This window comes from Arthrobacter sp. GMC3, from assembly GCF_002929305.1.
In the GTDB taxonomy this organism is placed as follows: Bacteria; Actinomycetota; Actinomycetes; order Actinomycetales; family Micrococcaceae; genus Specibacter.
In genome coordinates, this window is the sequence record NZ_PJIO01000004.1 from 19,963 (window position 1) to 38,049 (window position 18,087).

An 18,087-nucleotide genomic window follows, 5' to 3' on the forward strand; every position below is an offset into this window, starting at 1 on the left:
TTCCGGGTGCTGTGGCGGATGAGTCGTTGAATAATGTTCAGGGTTCTGCTGTGAAGGTTCCGGTGTTGGGTAATGACAAGGGTGACCTTGATCCGACGACGGTGAAGGTTCTTGATGCTGATGGCAAGCCGGTGACTAAACTCGTTGTGCCTGGTCAGGGTTCTTGGACTATTGATTCTGTTACGGGTTCTGTGACGTTCACGCCCGAGGCTGGTTTCTCTGGCAATCCGACGCCGGTGACGTATCAGGTTAGTGATGTGCGTGGAAACGCGACTGAAGCAACTGTGACCGTTACTTATGTTCCGGGTGCTGTGGCGGATGAGTCGTTGAATAATGTTCAGGGTTCTGCTGTGAAGGTTCCGGTGTTGGGTAATGACAAGGGTGACCTTGATCCGACGACGGTGAAGGTTCTTGATGCTGATGGCAAGCCGGTGACTAAACTCGTTGTGCCTGGTCAGGGTTCTTGGACTATTGATTCTGTTACGGGTTCTGTGACGTTCACGCCCGAGGCTGGTTTCTCTGGCAATCCGACGCCGGTGACGTATCAGGTTAGTGATGTGCGTGGAAACGCGACTGAAGCAACTGTGACCGTTACTTATGTTCCGGGTGCTGTGAATCCATCGACCCCGGCACCCTCTCCCGGAGCTGTGAAGCCGGCCACGCCTGCCCCGGGAGCCAACAACGGTCCCCTTGCTTCCACGGGCGTTCAAGCTTTCGGCATTGGAGTTACCGGTCTTGCGATAGCGCTAATGGGTGGAGCCTTGCTGGTCATCCGTCGCCGTCGAACACAGAGCTAAAGAAATAGCAGACCGCCGATCACAAGCGACCGGCGGGCTCAGGGACTAGTTGTGGTGTCCAAAACGGAGTGGTCAACTTTCTCAAAGGTTGGCCACTCCGTTTATTGGCAGCTCTCTGCAGGGCGAGCCACCTGGCAGTCTCCTGTTTGTACCGTCACTTTTCGCTCTCATCACGATTTCGATGTACTTCTTCCCTGAAGCTGATTCCCGCGAAGAAGTCGAGGCGAAAAAGGGATCACAAGCTGAAATTGGCAAGCTGCGATGTCGAGCGCGGTAAAAGTGACAGACATGCTTTCCCATCGGGAAAGCTCATTGTGGCCATCTATATGCTTTAGGTCAAAATTCATGCGCCTCGTCTGAGAGTTCCAATCCAAGGGGATGGCTGCTGCGAATCATCCATTGCTGATTAATCTTGTCTCGGTCGGCCAGTCCGGGGCAGTTTTTCGGGGGCCCAATTTCCATATCCCAGCGGCACCTCTGACAGGGGTTGTCTTGGACGAATTTGTGTCCGTATCCGTGTCCGTGTGCGTGTGCGTGTGCAGATAGCTGGAGCGGCAAGCCAGTAGCTTCATTTACCTAACAGTGACTGAGTGGCAACGGATGACGAGCGATACCGGTGATACCAAGCAGCAGCGAGCTCTTTGAGCAAGCGACGTCATGATTTCCAGTTTTTCTACCCCCGTCGGTGAATGCTGGCTGTGCACGGAGCGCGGATGGCAAACGCACCGAGACAGCTAACTCCACAGCTTGCACCTGCCGGTGATGAATCCGTCGAATGAACCGCACCAATTGAACCGCCACATGACATAGAAAGGACGATCGTCGAATGTCGTTTATGTACCACCGGTCCATTCAGGAGGCCAGCTGCCCCTTGGGGAGATTCTCCGCATCATCTGAAGATCCCACAGTTCCTGGGATTGACCTGGTCTGCACAGTGGATTGATCCGCGGCTGGAGTCGGCGAAACGCTGACTTTCGCAGCATGGATCCTCAACTCCAGAAATGAGAGATTGAGCGATGTCTGTCTCTTTCTCAGATCGCTGACGAATTCGCAGCTAGTTCCTTTGCGGTACACCACACAGCCAACATCCGCAGAGATTACTCAAAGAGTCATCGAACCTTACAGGTGCCTGACAGCGTCATTCACTTACGTTGTTGACCGCGAAGACGTCGCTCAAGCAGGACTGCTCATTAGTTCCCTGCAGGCAAGCCTTATCTCTCCCAGTCACGGTATTCTCCACGGCGAATGTGATGCCATAGTCGGGATGAAATAAGCCACTGAGGGTGCCAGAGAGACGGGCGTTGCGCGGCCCGCAGGTTGCTTCACGGGACTGCCCCGGCTTTGCTTGAGAGTCAATGCAACCCGGGGCAGTCCCTCGAGAGTAAAATGAGAAGCGCAGCATTGATGGCTGATGTGGCTGATGTGGCTGCACTTGAGGTTGTGTAGCAGTCGGGCCAGAGTTCCCACCACGTCATACAAAACCCATACTTTTGAACACAGAACAGCCACTATTTAGTATCTTGCATTGTCGCAATCGCGCCATGCAGAAACAAGGCAAAACAGCCTATTGGCAGCTTTGTGCTGACCGCTGAATCGCAAGCGGGGCTAATGAACGTTGATAACTAATGAGGGGTTTTGAGTACTCAACGTGCTCTGATCTGCGTCGATAGTATTCGTTGGCATTTACATGAGGTTGAAATACCCGCACTTGAGCGCCGGCTGTTTCGGTTCGAATTTCCGAGGGGCTATGTCGGTTGGAATTCTTCCACAGTGATGCACGCTGGTCCTAGCGTTTGGTCCGGAACCTACGACCTTCGCCATCCAGCACCGGGAGTTCGGTGTCATTGGTTCCCGTGGGGTCTGCTTGGATTGGGGAGGGTGCCCGGGGTTCCCTGGTGACCCTTCCTCGACCTGAAGACCGTGCTGCGATTCCTCTCGGTTGTTGGCGGCCATGAAAAATTGCCCAAAGGCGGCCTCGCAACCCTTTGTTCAAGGGTTCATCGCAATTCCTCCGGGATTGGGGTGCTCGGTGATGTCCGTCAGCCATAGCTCGTTCGGCGCTGCGGCGGTAAAATCTCGCTCGACCAGGTCGTGGTGGCCGGGCGGCCCGGGCCTGCGGTTCAGGCCACGCTTCTTGGAGAACACGGACCAGGTGCCGTGGTCCTGGCACAAGCGCTGGACCCTGTTCTCGCCCGCCATGATACCTTTCTCCGGGAGCTCGTCCGCGATGAAACGGTATCCGAAGGCAAGGTCGTCGGCATGGACGCCCAGTGCGGCGTTGACTAGGTGCGCATCCTCCCAGTCCCGGTCCGTCACCGAGCTGGCCCGCCACCGGTAATAGCCTTGCTTGCTGAAGCCCAACACCCTGCAGGTCACCGCCACAGGGACCCCCATGACGGCAAGATCCGTGACCAGCGGGTTCATCATTTTGGGTTGGTGTCCCGGGCTAGATGGGCAGCAGCCCGGCGCAGGATCTCATTCTCCTGTTCCAACAGGCGGTTGCGCTTCTTCAGCTCCCGCACCTCGGCCGATTCGGAGGTCATAGGCCTAGATACGGCATCCTTGCCTCGACGATGGCATTCATCGGTCAAAAGCTTAGCAACGGATATTCCCCTTATTCACAAGCTTGATTCAACCAGTACCGCGGGACTGATGGTTTCCTCAGCTGGCGGTGACTTCCTCGCCTGATTGAACTGGCAGGGCCAAGGCTGCCGCAGTATCCTGCCGGTAGCGACGGTGCCCAACCAGTACCACGGCCGCGGTGAGTACCGCCGAGACGGCCAAGCCCAGCCACAACGCGATATTCAGGGTGGCGGCTCCAACCACGGCGCCCAAGAGAATCAGCACGATTGAAAGAGCCCGGCGCTGCCAGTACTTGCCGTTTCCGCCGGCAAGCCGTGATTCTGAGGCCAAGGCCGTAATGGTGGATGTGACCACCACGGTGGTCACATCTGTGACCTTCAACCGCCGGGCCGCGGCGGCCTGGACGCCCATGACGGCGGCCATCCCCGAGGTGGCCACGCTGCCGGCGAGCTCGGAAACCTCCCCGGGGGACAAAGCGATGAACAGGGCCAGGGCGGCCAGGCCCACCGCCACGGCCGCAAAGGCGCCGCTGGTGCGGCGCGACCAACCCGCCGGTGCGTGCCGCAAGGCGCGCCCAGCCAGCGCAGCCCCGGCCATGAAGAACAGCAGCGCCAGTACCGGGCGCAAGATTGGCAGGTTCGCGCCGCCTGCCAGAGCCATGCCCAAAACAACTACGTTGCCTGTCATGTTTCCGGTAAACACCCGGTCAAGGCCAAGGTAGCCGACCGCATCCACCACGCCGGTGGAAAATGTCAGCGCGAGCATCAGTATTAGGTGGAGTCGATCCGTGGTGTGGGAACTGCGTCGGCTCATAAACAATTTCCTTGGTCATCTATTGAAATCAAAGTATTCGAAGTATAGGCTACAACAAGATTTGTATACAATCATCATTCGTTCCATGCAATTGAGACCGATCATTGGACATTTATGCCTCTCATATTCCGCCCCCGGCGATGGCAATTAGGGATTGCCGCCTCCGGAACTTGGCCACGCAGGGCAGCCGGACTGACAGTAGGACTTGCCTGCGCCGTCGTTCTGACTGTTGGCACAACAGCGTGCGTTCCCATTCAGCCGTTGCAGAGCGCACCGCCGCGCACCGACGTGCTCAGCGCGCCCATCGGCGATCAGAAGATCGTTGAAGGCGGGAACCTGGTCATGGCCCTGTCGGCCGAACCTGACCGCCTGGACCCCACCACATCCTCGTCGCTGTACACCCGCTACGTCATGCAGACCATGTGCCAGAAGCTGTACGACATTGACGCCGACGGCGAACTGGTCCCGCAATTGGCTACGGCGATGCCCGTGATTTCCCCTGACGGTTTGACCGTGACAATCCCAGTGCGAGCCGATGCCAGCTTTGCCGATGGCACGCCGTTCAACGCCGACGCCGTCCGCCAGACCATTGAGCGCGGCCTGACCATGAAGGGTTCCGGGCGCAAAAGCGAGCTGGGGCCCATCAAGACCGTGGCTGCGGTTGATGCAACCCACGTGGAAATCACCTACAAGAAACCCTTTGCCCCGTTGACCGCCGCGCTGGCCGACAGGGCCGGGATGATTCTTTCGCCCACAGCCCTTGCGAACGAAAAGGTTGCCTTTAGCGACCATCCGGTGTGCGTGGGTCCGTTCAAGTTCGTCAAGCGGGTGCCGCAGACCTCCATCACGGTCGAGCGGGATCCGTTGTACTACGACGCCAAGAACGTCCACTTGGACTCCATCACCTACCGCATCATGACGGACTCCAACATCCGGGCCGCCAACCTGCGTTCCGGGGATGTCCAGGTGGCCGACTCGATTTCGCCGCAGGACGTTGATGCCCTCGCCCAACAGCGCAACGTCGGAGTATTGCAGGTGGGGTCACTGGGCTACCAGGGCCTGACCATCAACATTGGCAATACCGACGGTGTGGGCAAGCCCTATGGCACGATCGACACGCCACTGGCCCAAAACCCCTTGGTCCGTCAGGCCCTGTCCATGGCCATCGACCGCAAGGCCCTCGTCAACACGGTTTTCAACAACTGGTATGACGCCGCCTGCTCTCCCATCCCGCCGTCGAGCCCGTTTTCCACTCCCGCTGGTGAGGCTTGCCCGGAGTACAACCCGGCCAAGGCTAAGGAACTCTTGAAGGAGGCCGGAGCCCCCATTCCCTACCCGGTGAAAATGCTGGTCAGCAACACCCCCGACAGCCTGCGCTTCACCCAGGCCCTGCAGGCGGCCATCGTCGACGGCGGCTTTGCCCTGACCATCCAGCCGGTGGAGTACTCCACCCTGTTGGATGTGCAGAACCGCGGCGCCTTTGAACTGCTCCAGCTGGGGTGGTCCGGCCGGGCCGATCCGCACGGGAACATGTACAACTTTCTCTCCACCGGTGGAGGGAACAACGTGGCCGGTTACAGCAGCCCCGACATGGACAAGCTCCTTTCGGCCGCGTCTCAAAGCAATGACACGGCTGAACGCGCGGCACTTTATGGCCAGGCCGTCACACTGGTCCAGCAGGACAACCCCATCATCTACCTCTACCGCACCCGCAGCCTCACCGCTTACAGCACCTCGGTGGCCGGCATTTCAACCTACTCCGACGGCGTGGTCCACCTGAGCAATGCCGCCTTTGTTCAAGCCCAGAAAGGACAAGGAAAGTGATTCGCTACGTCGCCACAAAACTCTGGCAATCCGCCCTCACCCTCGCCTTGGCCACCGTGGTGGTGTTCATTGGTGTGCGCATGCTTCCCGGGGACCCCGCACTGGCCATGGCCGGTGAAGACGCCAGCCCCGCCCAACTCGAGGCCATGCGCGAACAACTCGGCCTCAATGCCTCCATGCCCGTGCAGTTCCTGACATTTCTGGGAAACCTGCTGCGCGGGGATCTGGGCACCTCAACCCGCACGGGCACTCCCGTGGCTGAGCTGATAGCCACCACCTTGCCCGTCACACTGTGGCTTTCCGCCTACGCCATTGTGGTGGCCGTGGTGGTGGGCATCCTCTTCGGCGTCATCGCCGAACGGTTCAGGGGCCGATGGCCCGAATGGTTCACCAACGGCTTCGCCCTCATTGGATTGTCGGTGCCCAACTTTTGGCTCGGCATCCTGGCCATCCTGTACCTGGCCGTCACCCTGGGCTGGTTCCCGGCCTCCGGCTACGTTGACGTACTTTCCGATCCCCTGCGCGGACTGTATTACCTCACCTTGCCCGCCGTCATTCTGGGTACCTCCCTGGCTGCGGTGATCATGCGGCAAACCAGGGCATCGATGATTGAAACTATGAGCACCGACTATGTGCGTACCGCTAAAGCCAAGGGCCTCAGCGGCGGGCGGGTGCTCATGCGCTACGGTCTGCGAAACTCATTGATCGTGGTGGTGACCATTGTGGGCCTGCAACTGGGCGGGCTGATTTCCGGTGCCGTCGTGACCGAACGAATCTTTGCCCTGCCAGGATTTGGCAAGCTCACCCTTGATGCGGTGTTCACCCGCGACTACCCCGTGATTGAGGCTGTCGTTCTGGTCATCACGCTCAGTTACATTGTCATTAACCTGAGTGTGGACATCCTCTACTCGGTCATCAACCCGCGTATACGAATCGGAGGAAGCAACTGATGGCAACCACTGAACTTCGCCCCCGCACCGAGGTGGACGCCGACAAAGGTGCCGGGCTGGGGTCCGGCCGCGGCCGGCTCTGGCGGTCCCTGCGCGGCAACAAGTTGGGTATGACCGGCGGTGTGCTGCTGGCCATCGTGGTCCTCCTGGCAGTTTTCGCACCCTTGATTGCACCCTACGGGCCGGCCGAGGTGCACTTTGCCACGCCGTTCCAAAAACCCGGGACCGTTGGCTTCCTGCTGGGCACCGACGACCTCGGCCGGGACATCTTCTCCCGCATGCTCTTTGGGATGCGCGCCTCCCTGGAGGTTGGCGCCCTGTGTGTGCTGCTTTCCGTGGTGGTGGGCGCACCGCTCGGCTTGCTGGCGGGCTACTGGAAGTGGCTCGATGCGATCATCTCCCGACTGACCGACGTCACCTTGGCCTTCCCGTTCCTGATCATCGCCGTCGGACTGGCCGCCATCAGCGGCCCCAGCCTGCAAAATGCCGCGATCGCACTCGGCATTGCACACATCCCCACCATGATCCGCGTGGTTCGCGGTGAAACCCTGCGCATCAAGGAAAGCGACTTTGTCCTGGGCGCCAAAACCATGGACGCCTCAGGACTGCGCATTGTCTTCACCCACGTGCTGCCCAACGCCGCCAGTGCCATCATTGTCCAGGCCACGGTGATCATGCCGGTGGCAGTCATTGGCGAGGCGTTGCTTTCCTTCCTGGGATTGGGCATCCAACCGCCCACACCCAGCCTTGGCATCATGCTCTCCGACGCCCAGCAGTACATGTTCCGTTCTCCCACGGCGGCGATCATTCCCGGATTGGGCATCGCCGCGATCTGCCTGGCCTTCAACCTCTTTGGGGACGCCCTGCGCGACGCCTTTGACCCCACAGCCTCGAGCCGAAAGTAACCCGTGACGTATACAATTCCCGATGAATTCACCTCCCGACCGACACTGCAGGGCACCTTCGGCATGAGCGCCTCCACCCACTGGCTTGCCACGGCATCCGCCCAGGCAGTCCTGGAACGCGGCGGCAACGCCTTCGACGCCGCCTGTGCCGCCGGTTTTGTGCTGCACGTGGTGGAACCGCACCTCAACGGCCCCGGCGGGGACATGACGGCGCTCTTCACGACGGCGGAACGACCGTCCCAACCGGTGGTCCTGATGGGCCAGGGGCCCGCCCCGGCCGCAGCCACCCGCGAACACTACCTGGCCGAAGGGCTGGAACTAGTGCCCGGTGCCGGCGCCCTGGCCGCCGCGGTCCCCGCCGCCGTGGACGCCTGGTTGATGCTGCTCAAAGATCACGGCAGCTGGGAACTGGACGCAGTACTCGAATTTGCCATTGGCTACGCCCGCAACGGCCACCCCATGCTGGCCCGGGTGGGCACCACCATCGCCACCGTGGCCGATCTTTTCACCGAGCACTGGCCCAGCTCAGCGGACGTTTGGATGCCCGGAGGAAAAATCCCCCAAGCCGGCGAACTGATCCGCAATGAGGCCTATGCCACTGTCCTGGACCGGCTGATTGCCGCCGGTGCCAACGGGGCCACCAGCCGGGAAGCCCGCATCGAGGCAGCCCGCCGCGAATGGGCCGAGGGCTTCGTAGCCAAGGCCGCCGTCGACTTCTTGGCCGCACCCCACCGGCATTCCTCCGGCACCGACCATGCAGGTGTCATGGACCTGGCCGACTTTGCCAACTGTGAGGCTGCCTACGATGAACCGGCCACGCTGGAATTCCGCGGCCACACGATCGCCAAAACCGGCCCCTGGGGCCAGGGGCCGGTACTTTTGCAGACGCTGGCCATCCTTTCCGGGTTCGACGACGAACGGCTTGACCCCTCAACAGCCTTGGGCGCGCACACCATTTTGGAGGCCCAGAAATTGGCCTTCGCGGACCGTGATGCCTACTATGGGGACGCCAATGTGGACCTGGATTACCTGCTCAGTGAGGATTACGCGGCCTCGCGTCGGGCCCTCATCGGGGAGCGGGCCAGTACGGAATACCGGCCCGGGGCGGTTCCCGGAAGCACGCCGTTCTTCCCACCTCTTCGCACCGAATACTTGCCGCCGGCCCTGGTTGGCAGCGGCGGGGGAACCTTTGCCGGCGTCGGCGAGCCGACAGTGCGCGCCAGCGGCGTCACGCGCGGGGACACCTGCCACATCGACGTCGTTGACCAGTGGGGCAACATGATTTCCGCGACGCCGTCGGGCGGCTGGCTGCAATCATCCCCGGCGATCCCCGAGCTTGGCTTCTGCCTGGGCACCCGGCTGCAAATGACGTGGCTGGAAGAAGGTGCACCGTCATCACTGGAACCGGGGAAAAGGCCGCGCACCACGCTGACACCCACGCTGGTGCTGAAAGACGGGGTTGCCGTCACCGCTCTCGGGTCCCCGGGCGGTGATCAGCAAGACCAATGGCAGCTGCTGTTCTTGCTACGCACACTGGTTGGCGGGTACACGCCCCAGCAGGCCGTCGACGCGCCAGCCTTGCACACCACCTCCATTGCGGGGTCGTTCTGGCCCCGCACCTGGACGCCCGGAGGCGCCGTCGTTGAAGACAGGCTAGGCGCGGACGTCATTGAGGATCTTGAGCGTCGCGGCCACGTCGTGACACGGGCCGGGGACTGGTCCCTGGGCCGACTGTCCTCCGTTGGCCGCGACAAGCACACCGGCCTGCTCACCGCATCAGCCAATCCGAGAGGGGCGCAAGGATATGCCGCAGGACGTTAAGATCAACGAAAACAATTCAACGCAACGATCGGAGCAACCGCTCTTGGAGGTGAGGGACCTCGAAGTCAGTTTCGGCGACGGTCCCGTCCTGCACGGGGTCAACTTCACACTCAAACGCGGGGAACGGGTGGCCATTGTGGGCCAATCCGGCTCCGGAAAGTCCACCACGGTAGGGGCCATTCTTGGCCTGCTGCCCGGGAACGGCCGGGTCAGCGCAGGCTCGATGACCCTCGACGGACAGGATCTTGGCGCGGCCAGTGAACAGCAGTTGCGCCAAATCCGCGGGCACCGGATCGGGCTGGTACCCCAGGACCCCATGTCCAACCTGAATCCCGTCATGAAGGTGGGCGCCCAGATTGCCGACGCCTTGGCCGCCAATGGCCACCACGGACGGGACAATATTCGCCAACGCGCCGTGGCCCTGATGACCGAGGCCGGCATTCCCGACGCCGCCCGGCGCTACAACCAATTCCCTCACGAATTTTCGGGCGGAATGCGCCAAAGGGTCCTGATTGCCATCTCCCTGGCGGGGGAGCCGGATCTGCTAATTGCCGATGAACCCACCTCAGCCCTGGACGTCACGGTCCAGCGGCAGATCCTTGACCACCTGCAGACTCTGGTGGACGCCCGAGGCACCTCGCTGCTGTTCATCACCCACGATTTGGGACTGGCGGCCGACCGCACCGACCGCATCATCGTCATGGCCGACGGGCGGATCGTGGAAGTCGGCACGCCCGAGGAGATCTTGTTCCGGCCACAACAGGACTACACCCGGCAGCTGGTGGCGGCCGCGCCGTCGCTTCTGGCGACGGTGAGCGGCACGGAAACAGTCGCGCTCGAAGCGGTGGAGCCGGTGGCCGGCACCGACACCATCTTGGAGGTGCGGGGACTGGTCAAAGAGTTTTCCCTGCGCAGCCAGGGCGGGACGTTCCGGGCCGTGGACAACGTCTCCTTCTCGGTGGCACGGGGGACCACCACCGCCGTGGTGGGCGAGTCCGGGTCCGGAAAAACCACTGTCGCCAGGATCATCCTGGGTCTGGAGCAGGCCACCAGCGGCGAAGCCTTGATTGACGGGAAAAGCATCACGAGTAGCACTGGACAGGTGCGCCGGGCGCTTCGACGCAAGGTCCAGCCCGTATTCCAGGACCCCTACGGTTCCCTGGATCCCACGTACAGCATCGAACGGCTCATCGACGAGCCCCTGCGGGTGTTCAAGGTGGGCGACGCGGCGTCAAGGAGGGCCAGGGTGGCGTTGCTGCTGGACCAGGTGGCGCTCCCGCGCAACGTAGCACAGCGCAGGCCCAACGAGCTCTCCGGCGGGCAACGTCAACGCGTGGCCATCGCCCGAGCCCTGGCCCTTGAACCCGAGATGCTGATCTGTGACGAAGCCGTCTCGGCCCTGGATGTGCTGGTGCAGGATCAGATCCTGGACCTGCTCGCCGAGTTGCAGGACGGACTAGGCCTGAGTTACCTCTTTATCACCCACGACCTGGCCGTTGTGCGGCAGATCGCACATCAGGTGGTGGTGATGAAATCGGGTATGGTCGTCGAAGACGGTAGTGTCGAAAAAGTCTTTATGGCCCCCGAAGCTGACTACACGAAGGAACTCCTTGGAGCGATCCCCGGCGCAGCATTTGCCCGATAAAACGGAACCGGCACCCAAACAGCGCATTCAAGACGAGATTCGCCGCGACATCATCTTTGGAGTGCTCCCGTCCGGCAGCCGTGTGACGGAAGCAGCCCTGGCAAGCAAGTACGGGATCTCCAGGGTGCCGGTCCGGGAAGCGCTGCGTGCCCTGGAGATGGAGGGCTTTGTCGAGTCCAAGCCGTACGCAGGATCCACTGTGGCGGCCATCCCCTTCGATGAAGCGGAGGATCTCTTCGCCGTGCGGGAGGCCCTAGAGGCAGTCATTGCCCGCAGGGCCGCCCGCCGAGCCGCAGCCCAATTCGCCGCGGGTCGGCCCGACGACGGCTGGTGGGGCATCCGCAAGGAGATCGCCCAAATCCTGCATGACGGCGACGAGGCGGTGGCCGCCGACCTGCAGGAACGGTTGCCGGAGCTGAACATCCGCTTTCACCTGGCCATTGCGGAGCTGGGTTCAAGCACCTCGCTGACGGCCCTGCTGCGCCAGATTGCCCGCAAGATTGAGTGGCTGTACGCCGCCGATGTGAAATCGCGGGGCAAGCATTCCTGGAGCGAGCACTGGGCCATCATGGCGGCCATCGACGCCGGGAACGCCGACGACGCCGGGACCCTGATGGCCGCGCACGTCAATGAGTCACGGGTGGGCTATGTCAGCCGCTTCCGGAGTGAGGACTCCGACTCACCGGCAGGTTGATGGCCAGCTAGTTTACTGGCCCGTTGATGTCGTCCAGAAAGGTTGGCACTCGCAGGTCCTGCGATCATGGCTTGGCAACTCCTATAGCGTTCCTGAGCCGCCCAGTTTGTTTGGGTGCGGAGCGCGATGGAAGGTACCGCTGCGCCGCCATTGGATTGGTTCTCGGTGGGGTCGCTTGAGAAAACGGACGTCAGAGTACGCTAAGCCAGCTTTTCGGGTGTCGTGGGCGGACTCTGGCGTCCGTTTTCCGGTTTAGGGAGTGTGGTTGCTTTTGGAGGAGTGCAGTGGCCTGAATCGGCGGGTTTGGGATGGTTTCGCCAGATGTAGTTGGGGTCGCTGCAAGAAAAGGGACCGTTTTGTGTAGTAAGGATATGGACTCGCGGTAGCTCGCGCCCGTGGGCGAGCCGGAGGAAGGCGTCCCAACCTCAAACCCGACCACGCCTAAGAGCTCTACGACGCTGGCACCCACACCGTTCAACGCGTCGACGATCTCCTCCAAGTCCCGCGCTCAACGGTCTACGGACACCTCAACAGAGCAAGCATCGGGCAAGGGTCGGTGAAATAGATCGTCAGGCCTGCCGGCTCAAGTCCTTCCTGGAGTCCCTCGACACGGCGGAGGGCAAATTGATTGACTACGGCCGGCGCCGCAAAGAACTAGCCAATCCCGAGCAACTCTTGGAAACCATGACCAAGTGCTGGCACGACACCTTAGGTACCAGTGCCGATCTGCCCGCCCTGACCTACAGATTCTGGGCCCTCTTTACCGGAGGCGACATAGGCTTTGTTCCGGCGCTCCATAGCTGCGTGTCCATCAGTGGCACCGAAAACCAAATGTGGCGGACGGGACTGCCCCGGGTTTCGTTGACTCTCGGGGTTTGGTGTTTCTAGGCGGCTTTGAGGCCGGTATTCATTGTCTCAAACTCGATCGGGGTTAGCCGGCCAAGTCGTCGTTGTCGGCGTTTCCGGTGGTAAGTCCGCTCGATCCAGGTCACCATCGCCAGCCGCAGCTCCTGGCGTGTAGTCCAGCGTTGCCGGTCGAGCACGTTTTTCTGTAGTAGCGCGAAGAATGACTCCATCGCGGCATTGTCGGCGCACGCCCCCACCCGGCCCGTCGACCCGGTCAGGCCATTGCTCTTCAGGGTCTGAACGAAGGCGTTGGAGCGAAATTGAGAGCCACGGTCCGAATGCACCACGGTTCCTAGTGGCGACCTGAGCGACACCGCGTTGCGCAGCGCTGCAACGGCCAGGGATGCCTTCATGCGTGAGTCGATCGAGTTGCCGACGATCCGGTTCGAATGGACGTCCTTGATTGCGCACAGGTACAGCTTGCCCTCGTCGGTGCGGTGCTCGGTGATGTCCGTCAGCCAGAGCCGGTTAGGTGCCGTTGCGGTGAAGTCCCGCTTGACTAGGTCGTCATGGACGGGCGGACCTGCTTTGCGCGTCAGGCCGCGTTTCTTGGCGAACACGGACCAAATTCGCTGGCTGCTGCACAGCCGCTGGACCCGGTTCTCACCCGCGGCCAGGCCCTGGTCCTTCAACTCGTCGGCAATGAACCTGTAGCCAAATGCCGGGTCGTCTCGGTGGACATCCAGCGCGGCGTTGATCAGGTGCGCATCAGCCCAATCCCGGTCCGTCAACGGGGCCGCCTTCCAGATGCAGAACGCTTGCTTGGAGAAGCCGAGCACCGAAGCAGGCCACCGCGACGGGGACACCGTCCGCGGCGAGGTCAAGGACCAGCGGGTAGCTCATTTTGGGGGCAGCTCGCGGGCGAAGAACGCCGCAGCCCGCCGCAGGATCTCATTCTCCTGCTCCAGCAATCGGATCCGCTTCTTCGCATCCCGCAGCTCAGCCGCCTCGGCAACGCTCACGCCCGGGCGGGAGCCGTCCTCGATATCGGCTTTCTTGAGCCAGTTATGTAAGGTCGCTTCGCAAGCTTCCGAAGTCCCTAGCGATCTGAGCAATGGGCGCTTCATAATTACGAGCCACAGCAACTTTCATCGCGGCGAAACTCGGCGGGGAAAGGCTTAGGCATATCAATATCCTTGCTGCAAGGAACGTATCCTCACAAGTCAGGAGTCAAGCAAAGCCGGGGCAGCCCCAGGGGCTTCCCTGTTCGTTTGCGGACGGTATGAGATTCAATACAGAATTGCGGTTATCGGCACATATTTGCAGACCACATTAAGACCACTGTTGGCCACTTGATACGTAAGGAGTAGAGTGGCATTACCAAGTGTCTGTTGTTGATCAGCTGCATTCCAGGGACTGACACTTGCCTTGTCCCGTTTGGGCGTCCGTCTCAGTCGGCGGTCGTCTGTCCACTGCAACATCAGGAGACTCAATGCTGAAGTCCGAATCCATCATTACCCCGGACAATTCCGAGCCTCTTTGGATGCAGACAGTGAATCTGATCAAGGATGAGCTCGCCGCGAATGGCATGGCGCCGGGAACGCGGCTTCGCTCGGAGCGGGAGCTCACTGAGCGGTGGAATATCTCCCGGGTAACGTTGCGCAAGGCGCTCCAACATTTGGTGTCAGAAGGTGTGTTGTCCTCTTCGCACGGTCGCGGCTGGTACGTCTCAAGCCAGGAGCCATCCAAGGAATTCCCTAACTCGCTCGAATCTTTCTCGGAGACTGCTGAAAGGATGGGGCTCGTAGCGAGCGCAGTGGTGGTCAGGGAAACTCAAGCTAGTGCCACCATGGACGAGGCTGAGTCCCTCGGGATTGCCCCGGGCACGCCGGTCCTGAGGCTTGAGCGCATTCGGAAGATGGACGATGTAGTGATTGCCGTGGATACCTCGGTGGTGCCGCTGGCCCTATTGCCGGATATCGCGGGGGTTGATTTTGCCAAGGCCTCACTTTTTGGTTTGCTCGGGTCTGCGGGTGCATCACCCGACCGCGCGGACGCCACGATAGAGTCGGTGGGCGCCGACGAAGCAACTTCCGGGTTGCTAAACGTTGCGCCCGGGACTCCGCTGCTGGTGATGCGCCAGGTGACAACCGGTCGGGACCACCGGCCTGTGGCGCTTTCAACGATTTCCTACGTGGGAGAGCGATACCGCCTGCGAACCAACTTTTCGCGCTCTCGCTGATGTTGCAGGCCCCACGAGGGCGGCACACAACACCAGCGAATCCGCTCAGGGAATCAGGACGGCCTTGATCTTTGCCAGGGAACCTGGCTGGCGTGGCGCGTAGGCGGCATCCAGGCCGTCAAGGCCAAAGGTGTGGGTTACTAGCGGTTCGAGGGTCAGCTGGCGCGCATCAATCAGCTCTAGTCCTGCCCGCAGCGCCGCGCGTTGCCGTTCCCTGATGGGCGAGAAACCATTGATGACAGTGATTCCGCGGTACCACCACTCAACGTCCAACTGGCGGGGACCATCGTGGTGGTAACCGGCGATGCAGAGGGTGCCGTGGGTGCCCACCAACGCACCCGCAGCATGGAGGCCGGCGGCCGTTCCCGAGAGTTCGATGACGGCATCAAAGCTGGCGCGCTCGGCGTCCACGATCTGTTCGGTCAGGGCAACCCTGTTGGCGCCCAGGGCAAGAGCATTGGCGAACAGTGCCTCCCGTACATCCACCGCCACAACGTGATCGGCTCCTGCGGCGCGGACAGCCTGCAGGGCAATCTGCCCCATGAAGCCCACACCAACAACGGCGACTTTCTGGCCCGGGCCGATTCCGCAGCGCGCCACGGCTTCCATGACGCAGGCAAGGGGTTCACCCAGGCCGGCAACATCGGGAGCGTGGTCTGGCAAGGCAAACAGATCTTTCGTGTTAACCAGAACGTACTCGGCAAAGGTGAGGTCCGCCAGGCCCGTCACCCGGTCGCCCGGGCGCCATCCCCACGCATCGGCCCCTGCCGATTCAACTACCCCGGCAAACTCGTGGCCGAGGCGTAATGGCGAGCCGCCGTCGTGATTTTCCCACAACGGCTTCTCCGAAGCGCACACCCCGGCCGCAGTGACGCGCACCAGTACCTGGGCGGCCCCTGGTTCGGGGAATGGAACTTCAATGACTGTGGAGGTGCGTTCACCCACAATGGCCGTTGCACGCATGGTCCGGCTCATTTGGCGACGTCCTGGCGTGCGTCGCGGGCCAATTTCACGGCACCAACCACGGGAGGCTGGTCAAGAATCACTAGCTCAAAGCGTGGTTGCAAGTGAGCCAACTCGGAGCGGACTGCAGCCTGCAGGGTCTCCTGGGAGGTGATTACGCCACCGGCGGCAACCACCATCTCTCCGCTTGCGCCGCGCGCAACCAAATTGTCAACGAGCCGGGCTAGGGCGGATCCGCCGGCGGTGATGACTCCGGAGGCTAATGCCGAGCCCGATGCCGCGGCCTCGAAGACCAGCGGTGCGTGAGGTGCCCAGGTTTCTACGCCTCCGTCCCAGCTCATCACCATGGCCAGCTGGCCCAGATCGGAAACGCCAAAAGCGTCCAAGAGAGCCGGTGCCAAGAGGTCCGGTGCTAGGCCGCGGTCGGCTGCGGTCAGCACTGCCCGGGCAGCGTCCCTGACAAGCGCCGAAGCCGACCCCTCATCGCCTAGAACCCATCCCCATCCGCCGGCAGAAAGCCCGGCGCCCGTTTGCGCATGCCGCCCAACTACCACTGATCCGGTGCCAGCGATCATGCCAATGCCGGACTGCAAACCCGCGGCCGGAACCACCAGTTCGGCATCGTTGACGACCAGGCACGGCAATCCCGCGAGTGAGGTCAACTCGGCGCTCAATTCCTTCGCCTGGCGCTCGGATTCGCAGCCCTGGGCACCTACGGCCACCTGTGCCAGTGCCGCAGCGTGACCCAGTTCCCTAACGACGTCGGCAATCTTGACGTGGAGCCAGCGAGCCGCCTCACCGGGTGCATGGGTGCTCCAGCCATGACTGGGGAACGTATGGTCAAGAATGATCGCCCCGGCAGCCTCAACACGCAGCTGTGTCTTGGTCCCGCCAACGTCGATGCCCAGAACCGCTGTCATCCGTTTACCTCAATCTTTGTGTCGTCGTGCCAGAAAACGAACTCCTCAATCTCCACGGAACGAGCACGCGCAAACGCCTCGGCAACGCCCTGCAGCACGGCGGTGGCAAGCACAGTGCGAATCGCCGTCGAGCCTGTTCTTGGCAGGCGCAGGACAAACAAGGCGCCATTTGATTCAATGTCACATTCGGTGATCAGTAAAGTGGGGTGTCCAGCGGCCGCCAGCGTGGTGGCCAATTTGATTTCACGATCGTCGCCCACCACCAGATGGACTGTGTTCCCAGCAGACTCCATCTCGCCATGGAGGTAGTTTCGAGTGGTCAGGGCAGAGCTTGGGATGCGGCAAACCTCGCGCAGCAGGAGCGCGCCCGCCTCGGTAGCCGCGCGGTCTGCTCCGGAACCGATGACGTCGGCGCCCACTGAGGTGAGCGCAGCGTCAACCAGTTTGGCAACAATTGGCTCGGCCTGGATTTCGAGGGCGCGCAGGTGCCCATCAATGCCATTCCATTCTGCACGGGCTTGGGCAGTCGTGGCCCCTGCAATAACACTGGCAAGCATGGCCAAGCCAACAAGCGTCCCAGTGTATCCAATAGTGGAGGCATAGGAATCGTGCTCTGTACCAAGGTCAATGGCCTGCCCCTGAGGAACTGAGGCGGTCAGGGAGTTCTCAGCGATATTCGTCAACGACCAACGTTTTGAGGATTCCCATAACCCTACAGCGGCAAGGGTTTCCGGGCTGCGGCCCGACTGGGAAATGCCGACAGCCACACCCTCCTTAGCTGCCAGGAGCTCGGAGGCAATCTCGCGTGAGGCGGGAAAACCTGCCTCCGTCAGGATGCGCACCGGGAGTGCGGCAGCTGCGTAACTTGCTCCCATGCCCACAAAAACCGGTCCACCCTGGGCAGCCCAGCCGGCCACATCAGTTTGAATCCGATCGAGCTGCGCGGCAACCCGGTCGGCCATGCGCACCAGCGCCTCAGGTTGGGCAGCACGCGCGCTGTGAAAGTCGATTCGATGGGTAGTCATTCTCTTTTTCCTCTCAACCGGCCACTTAGCCGGTAGTTGCTATGGCCCACGTGGGGCGA

At 61.5% G+C, this 18,087-nt stretch carries 13 protein-coding genes and 2 pseudogenes; 9 read left to right on the forward strand and 6 right to left on the reverse strand.

Features of this window, described 5'->3' with window-relative positions:
- The coding region (locus CXQ94_RS08575) for a cadherin-like domain-containing protein (RefSeq protein ID WP_181034137.1) at positions 1 to 797 on the forward strand (797 nt) is incomplete at its 5' end.
- A gap of 2,019 nt (positions 798 to 2,816) precedes the next feature.
- On the opposite strand, the pseudogene CXQ94_RS08580 reads toward CXQ94_RS08575, so the two are convergent.
- Both CXQ94_RS08580 and CXQ94_RS08585 read right to left on the reverse strand, forming a co-directional pair.
- Positions 2,817 to 3,361: pseudogene (locus tag CXQ94_RS08580) on the reverse strand (IS3 family transposase); the annotation flags it as partial.
- 97 nt (positions 3,362 to 3,458) lie between these two features.
- Complete coding sequence (locus tag CXQ94_RS08585) at positions 3,459 to 4,193, reverse strand: YoaK family protein (protein ID WP_104088600.1); 735 nt, start codon at positions 4,191 to 4,193, stop codon at positions 3,459 to 3,461.
- A gap of 114 nt (positions 4,194 to 4,307) precedes the next feature.
- Between CXQ94_RS08585 and CXQ94_RS08590 the strand changes: the two genes are divergently transcribed.
- The 7 genes from CXQ94_RS08590 to CXQ94_RS08620 all read left to right on the forward strand — a co-directional run bounded on the left by CXQ94_RS08590 (position 4,308) and on the right by CXQ94_RS08620 (position 12,920).
- Positions 4,308 to 6,017, forward strand: coding sequence for an ABC transporter substrate-binding protein (locus tag CXQ94_RS08590; protein WP_104088602.1), 1,710 nt, complete (start codon positions 4,308 to 4,310; stop codon positions 6,015 to 6,017).
- Complete coding sequence (locus tag CXQ94_RS08595) at positions 6,014 to 6,967, forward strand: ABC transporter permease (RefSeq protein WP_104088604.1); 954 nt, start codon at positions 6,014 to 6,016, stop codon at positions 6,965 to 6,967. The genes CXQ94_RS08590 and CXQ94_RS08595 overlap by 4 nt, the downstream gene beginning before the upstream one ends.
- Positions 6,967 to 7,872, forward strand: a complete 906-nt coding sequence (locus tag CXQ94_RS08600) for an ABC transporter permease (RefSeq protein WP_104088606.1) — start codon at positions 6,967 to 6,969, stop codon at positions 7,870 to 7,872. The genes CXQ94_RS08595 and CXQ94_RS08600 overlap by 1 nt, the downstream gene beginning before the upstream one ends.
- A 3-nt stretch (positions 7,873 to 7,875) precedes the next feature.
- Positions 7,876 to 9,693, forward strand: a complete 1,818-nt coding sequence (locus CXQ94_RS08605; protein WP_104088608.1) for a gamma-glutamyltransferase family protein — start codon at positions 7,876 to 7,878, stop codon at positions 9,691 to 9,693.
- Positions 9,677 to 11,338, forward strand: a complete 1,662-nt coding sequence (locus CXQ94_RS08610) for an ABC transporter ATP-binding protein (RefSeq protein ID WP_104088611.1) — start codon at positions 9,677 to 9,679, stop codon at positions 11,336 to 11,338. Before CXQ94_RS08605 ends, CXQ94_RS08610 begins: the two co-directional genes overlap by 17 nt.
- Positions 11,304 to 12,032, forward strand: coding sequence for a GntR family transcriptional regulator (locus CXQ94_RS08615; RefSeq protein ID WP_258066881.1), 729 nt, complete (start codon positions 11,304 to 11,306; stop codon positions 12,030 to 12,032). Before CXQ94_RS08610 ends, CXQ94_RS08615 begins: the two co-directional genes overlap by 35 nt.
- A 624-nt stretch (positions 12,033 to 12,656) precedes the next feature.
- Entirely contained in the window at positions 12,657 to 12,920 is a 264-nt protein-coding gene (locus tag CXQ94_RS08620; protein WP_104088614.1) for a hypothetical protein, read from the forward strand.
- Here the strand turns inward: CXQ94_RS08620 and CXQ94_RS08625 are convergent.
- A pseudogene (locus tag CXQ94_RS08625) lies at positions 12,917 to 14,064 on the reverse strand (IS3 family transposase). The gene CXQ94_RS08620 and the pseudogene CXQ94_RS08625 sit on opposite strands and share 4 nt — an antisense overlap.
- Before the next feature lie 306 nt (positions 14,065 to 14,370).
- On the opposite strand from CXQ94_RS08625, the gene CXQ94_RS08630 reads away from it, so the two are divergent.
- Complete coding sequence (locus CXQ94_RS08630; protein ID WP_104088618.1) at positions 14,371 to 15,120, forward strand: GntR family transcriptional regulator; 750 nt, start codon at positions 14,371 to 14,373, stop codon at positions 15,118 to 15,120.
- Between the two features lie 45 nt (positions 15,121 to 15,165).
- Here the strand turns inward: CXQ94_RS08630 and CXQ94_RS08635 are convergent, their stop codons facing one another.
- From CXQ94_RS08635 to CXQ94_RS08645, 3 genes are read right to left on the reverse strand one after another with little or no spacing between them, the layout of a single operon-like run.
- Entirely contained in the window at positions 15,166 to 16,095 is a 930-nt protein-coding gene (locus tag CXQ94_RS08635) for a zinc-binding dehydrogenase (protein ID WP_104088620.1), read from the reverse strand.
- Positions 16,092 to 17,003, reverse strand: coding sequence for an N-acetylglucosamine kinase (locus tag CXQ94_RS08640; RefSeq protein WP_104088623.1), 912 nt, complete (start codon positions 17,001 to 17,003; stop codon positions 16,092 to 16,094). The genes CXQ94_RS08635 and CXQ94_RS08640 overlap by 4 nt, the downstream gene beginning before the upstream one ends.
- Positions 17,000 to 18,028, reverse strand: a complete 1,029-nt coding sequence (locus tag CXQ94_RS08645) for an SIS domain-containing protein (protein ID WP_104088625.1) — start codon at positions 18,026 to 18,028, stop codon at positions 17,000 to 17,002. The genes CXQ94_RS08640 and CXQ94_RS08645 overlap by 4 nt, the downstream gene beginning before the upstream one ends.
- Positions 18,029 to 18,087: the final 59 nt, after the last annotated feature.

Coding starts and splice junctions, on each gene's coding strand:
- CXQ94_RS08590 (WP_104088602.1), top strand. CDS start 4,308: ATGCCTCTCATATTCCGCCCCCGGCGATGGCAATTAGGGATTGCCGCC.
- CXQ94_RS08610 (WP_104088611.1), top strand. CDS start 9,677: ATGCCGCAGGACGTTAAGATCAACGAAAACAATTCAACGCAACGATCG.
- CXQ94_RS08630 (WP_104088618.1), top strand. CDS start 14,371: ATGCTGAAGTCCGAATCCATCATTACCCCGGACAATTCCGAGCCTCTT.
- CXQ94_RS08585 (WP_104088600.1), bottom strand. CDS start 4,193: ATGAGCCGACGCAGTTCCCACACCACGGATCGACTCCACCTAATACTG.
- CXQ94_RS08640 (WP_104088623.1), bottom strand. CDS start 17,003: ATGACAGCGGTTCTGGGCATCGACGTTGGCGGGACCAAGACACAGCTG.
- CXQ94_RS08635 (WP_104088620.1), bottom strand. CDS start 16,095: ATGAGCCGGACCATGCGTGCAACGGCCATTGTGGGTGAACGCACCTCC.
- CXQ94_RS08600 (WP_104088606.1), top strand. CDS start 6,967: ATGGCAACCACTGAACTTCGCCCCCGCACCGAGGTGGACGCCGACAAA.
- CXQ94_RS08645 (WP_104088625.1), bottom strand. CDS start 18,028: ATGACTACCCATCGAATCGACTTTCACAGCGCGCGTGCTGCCCAACCT.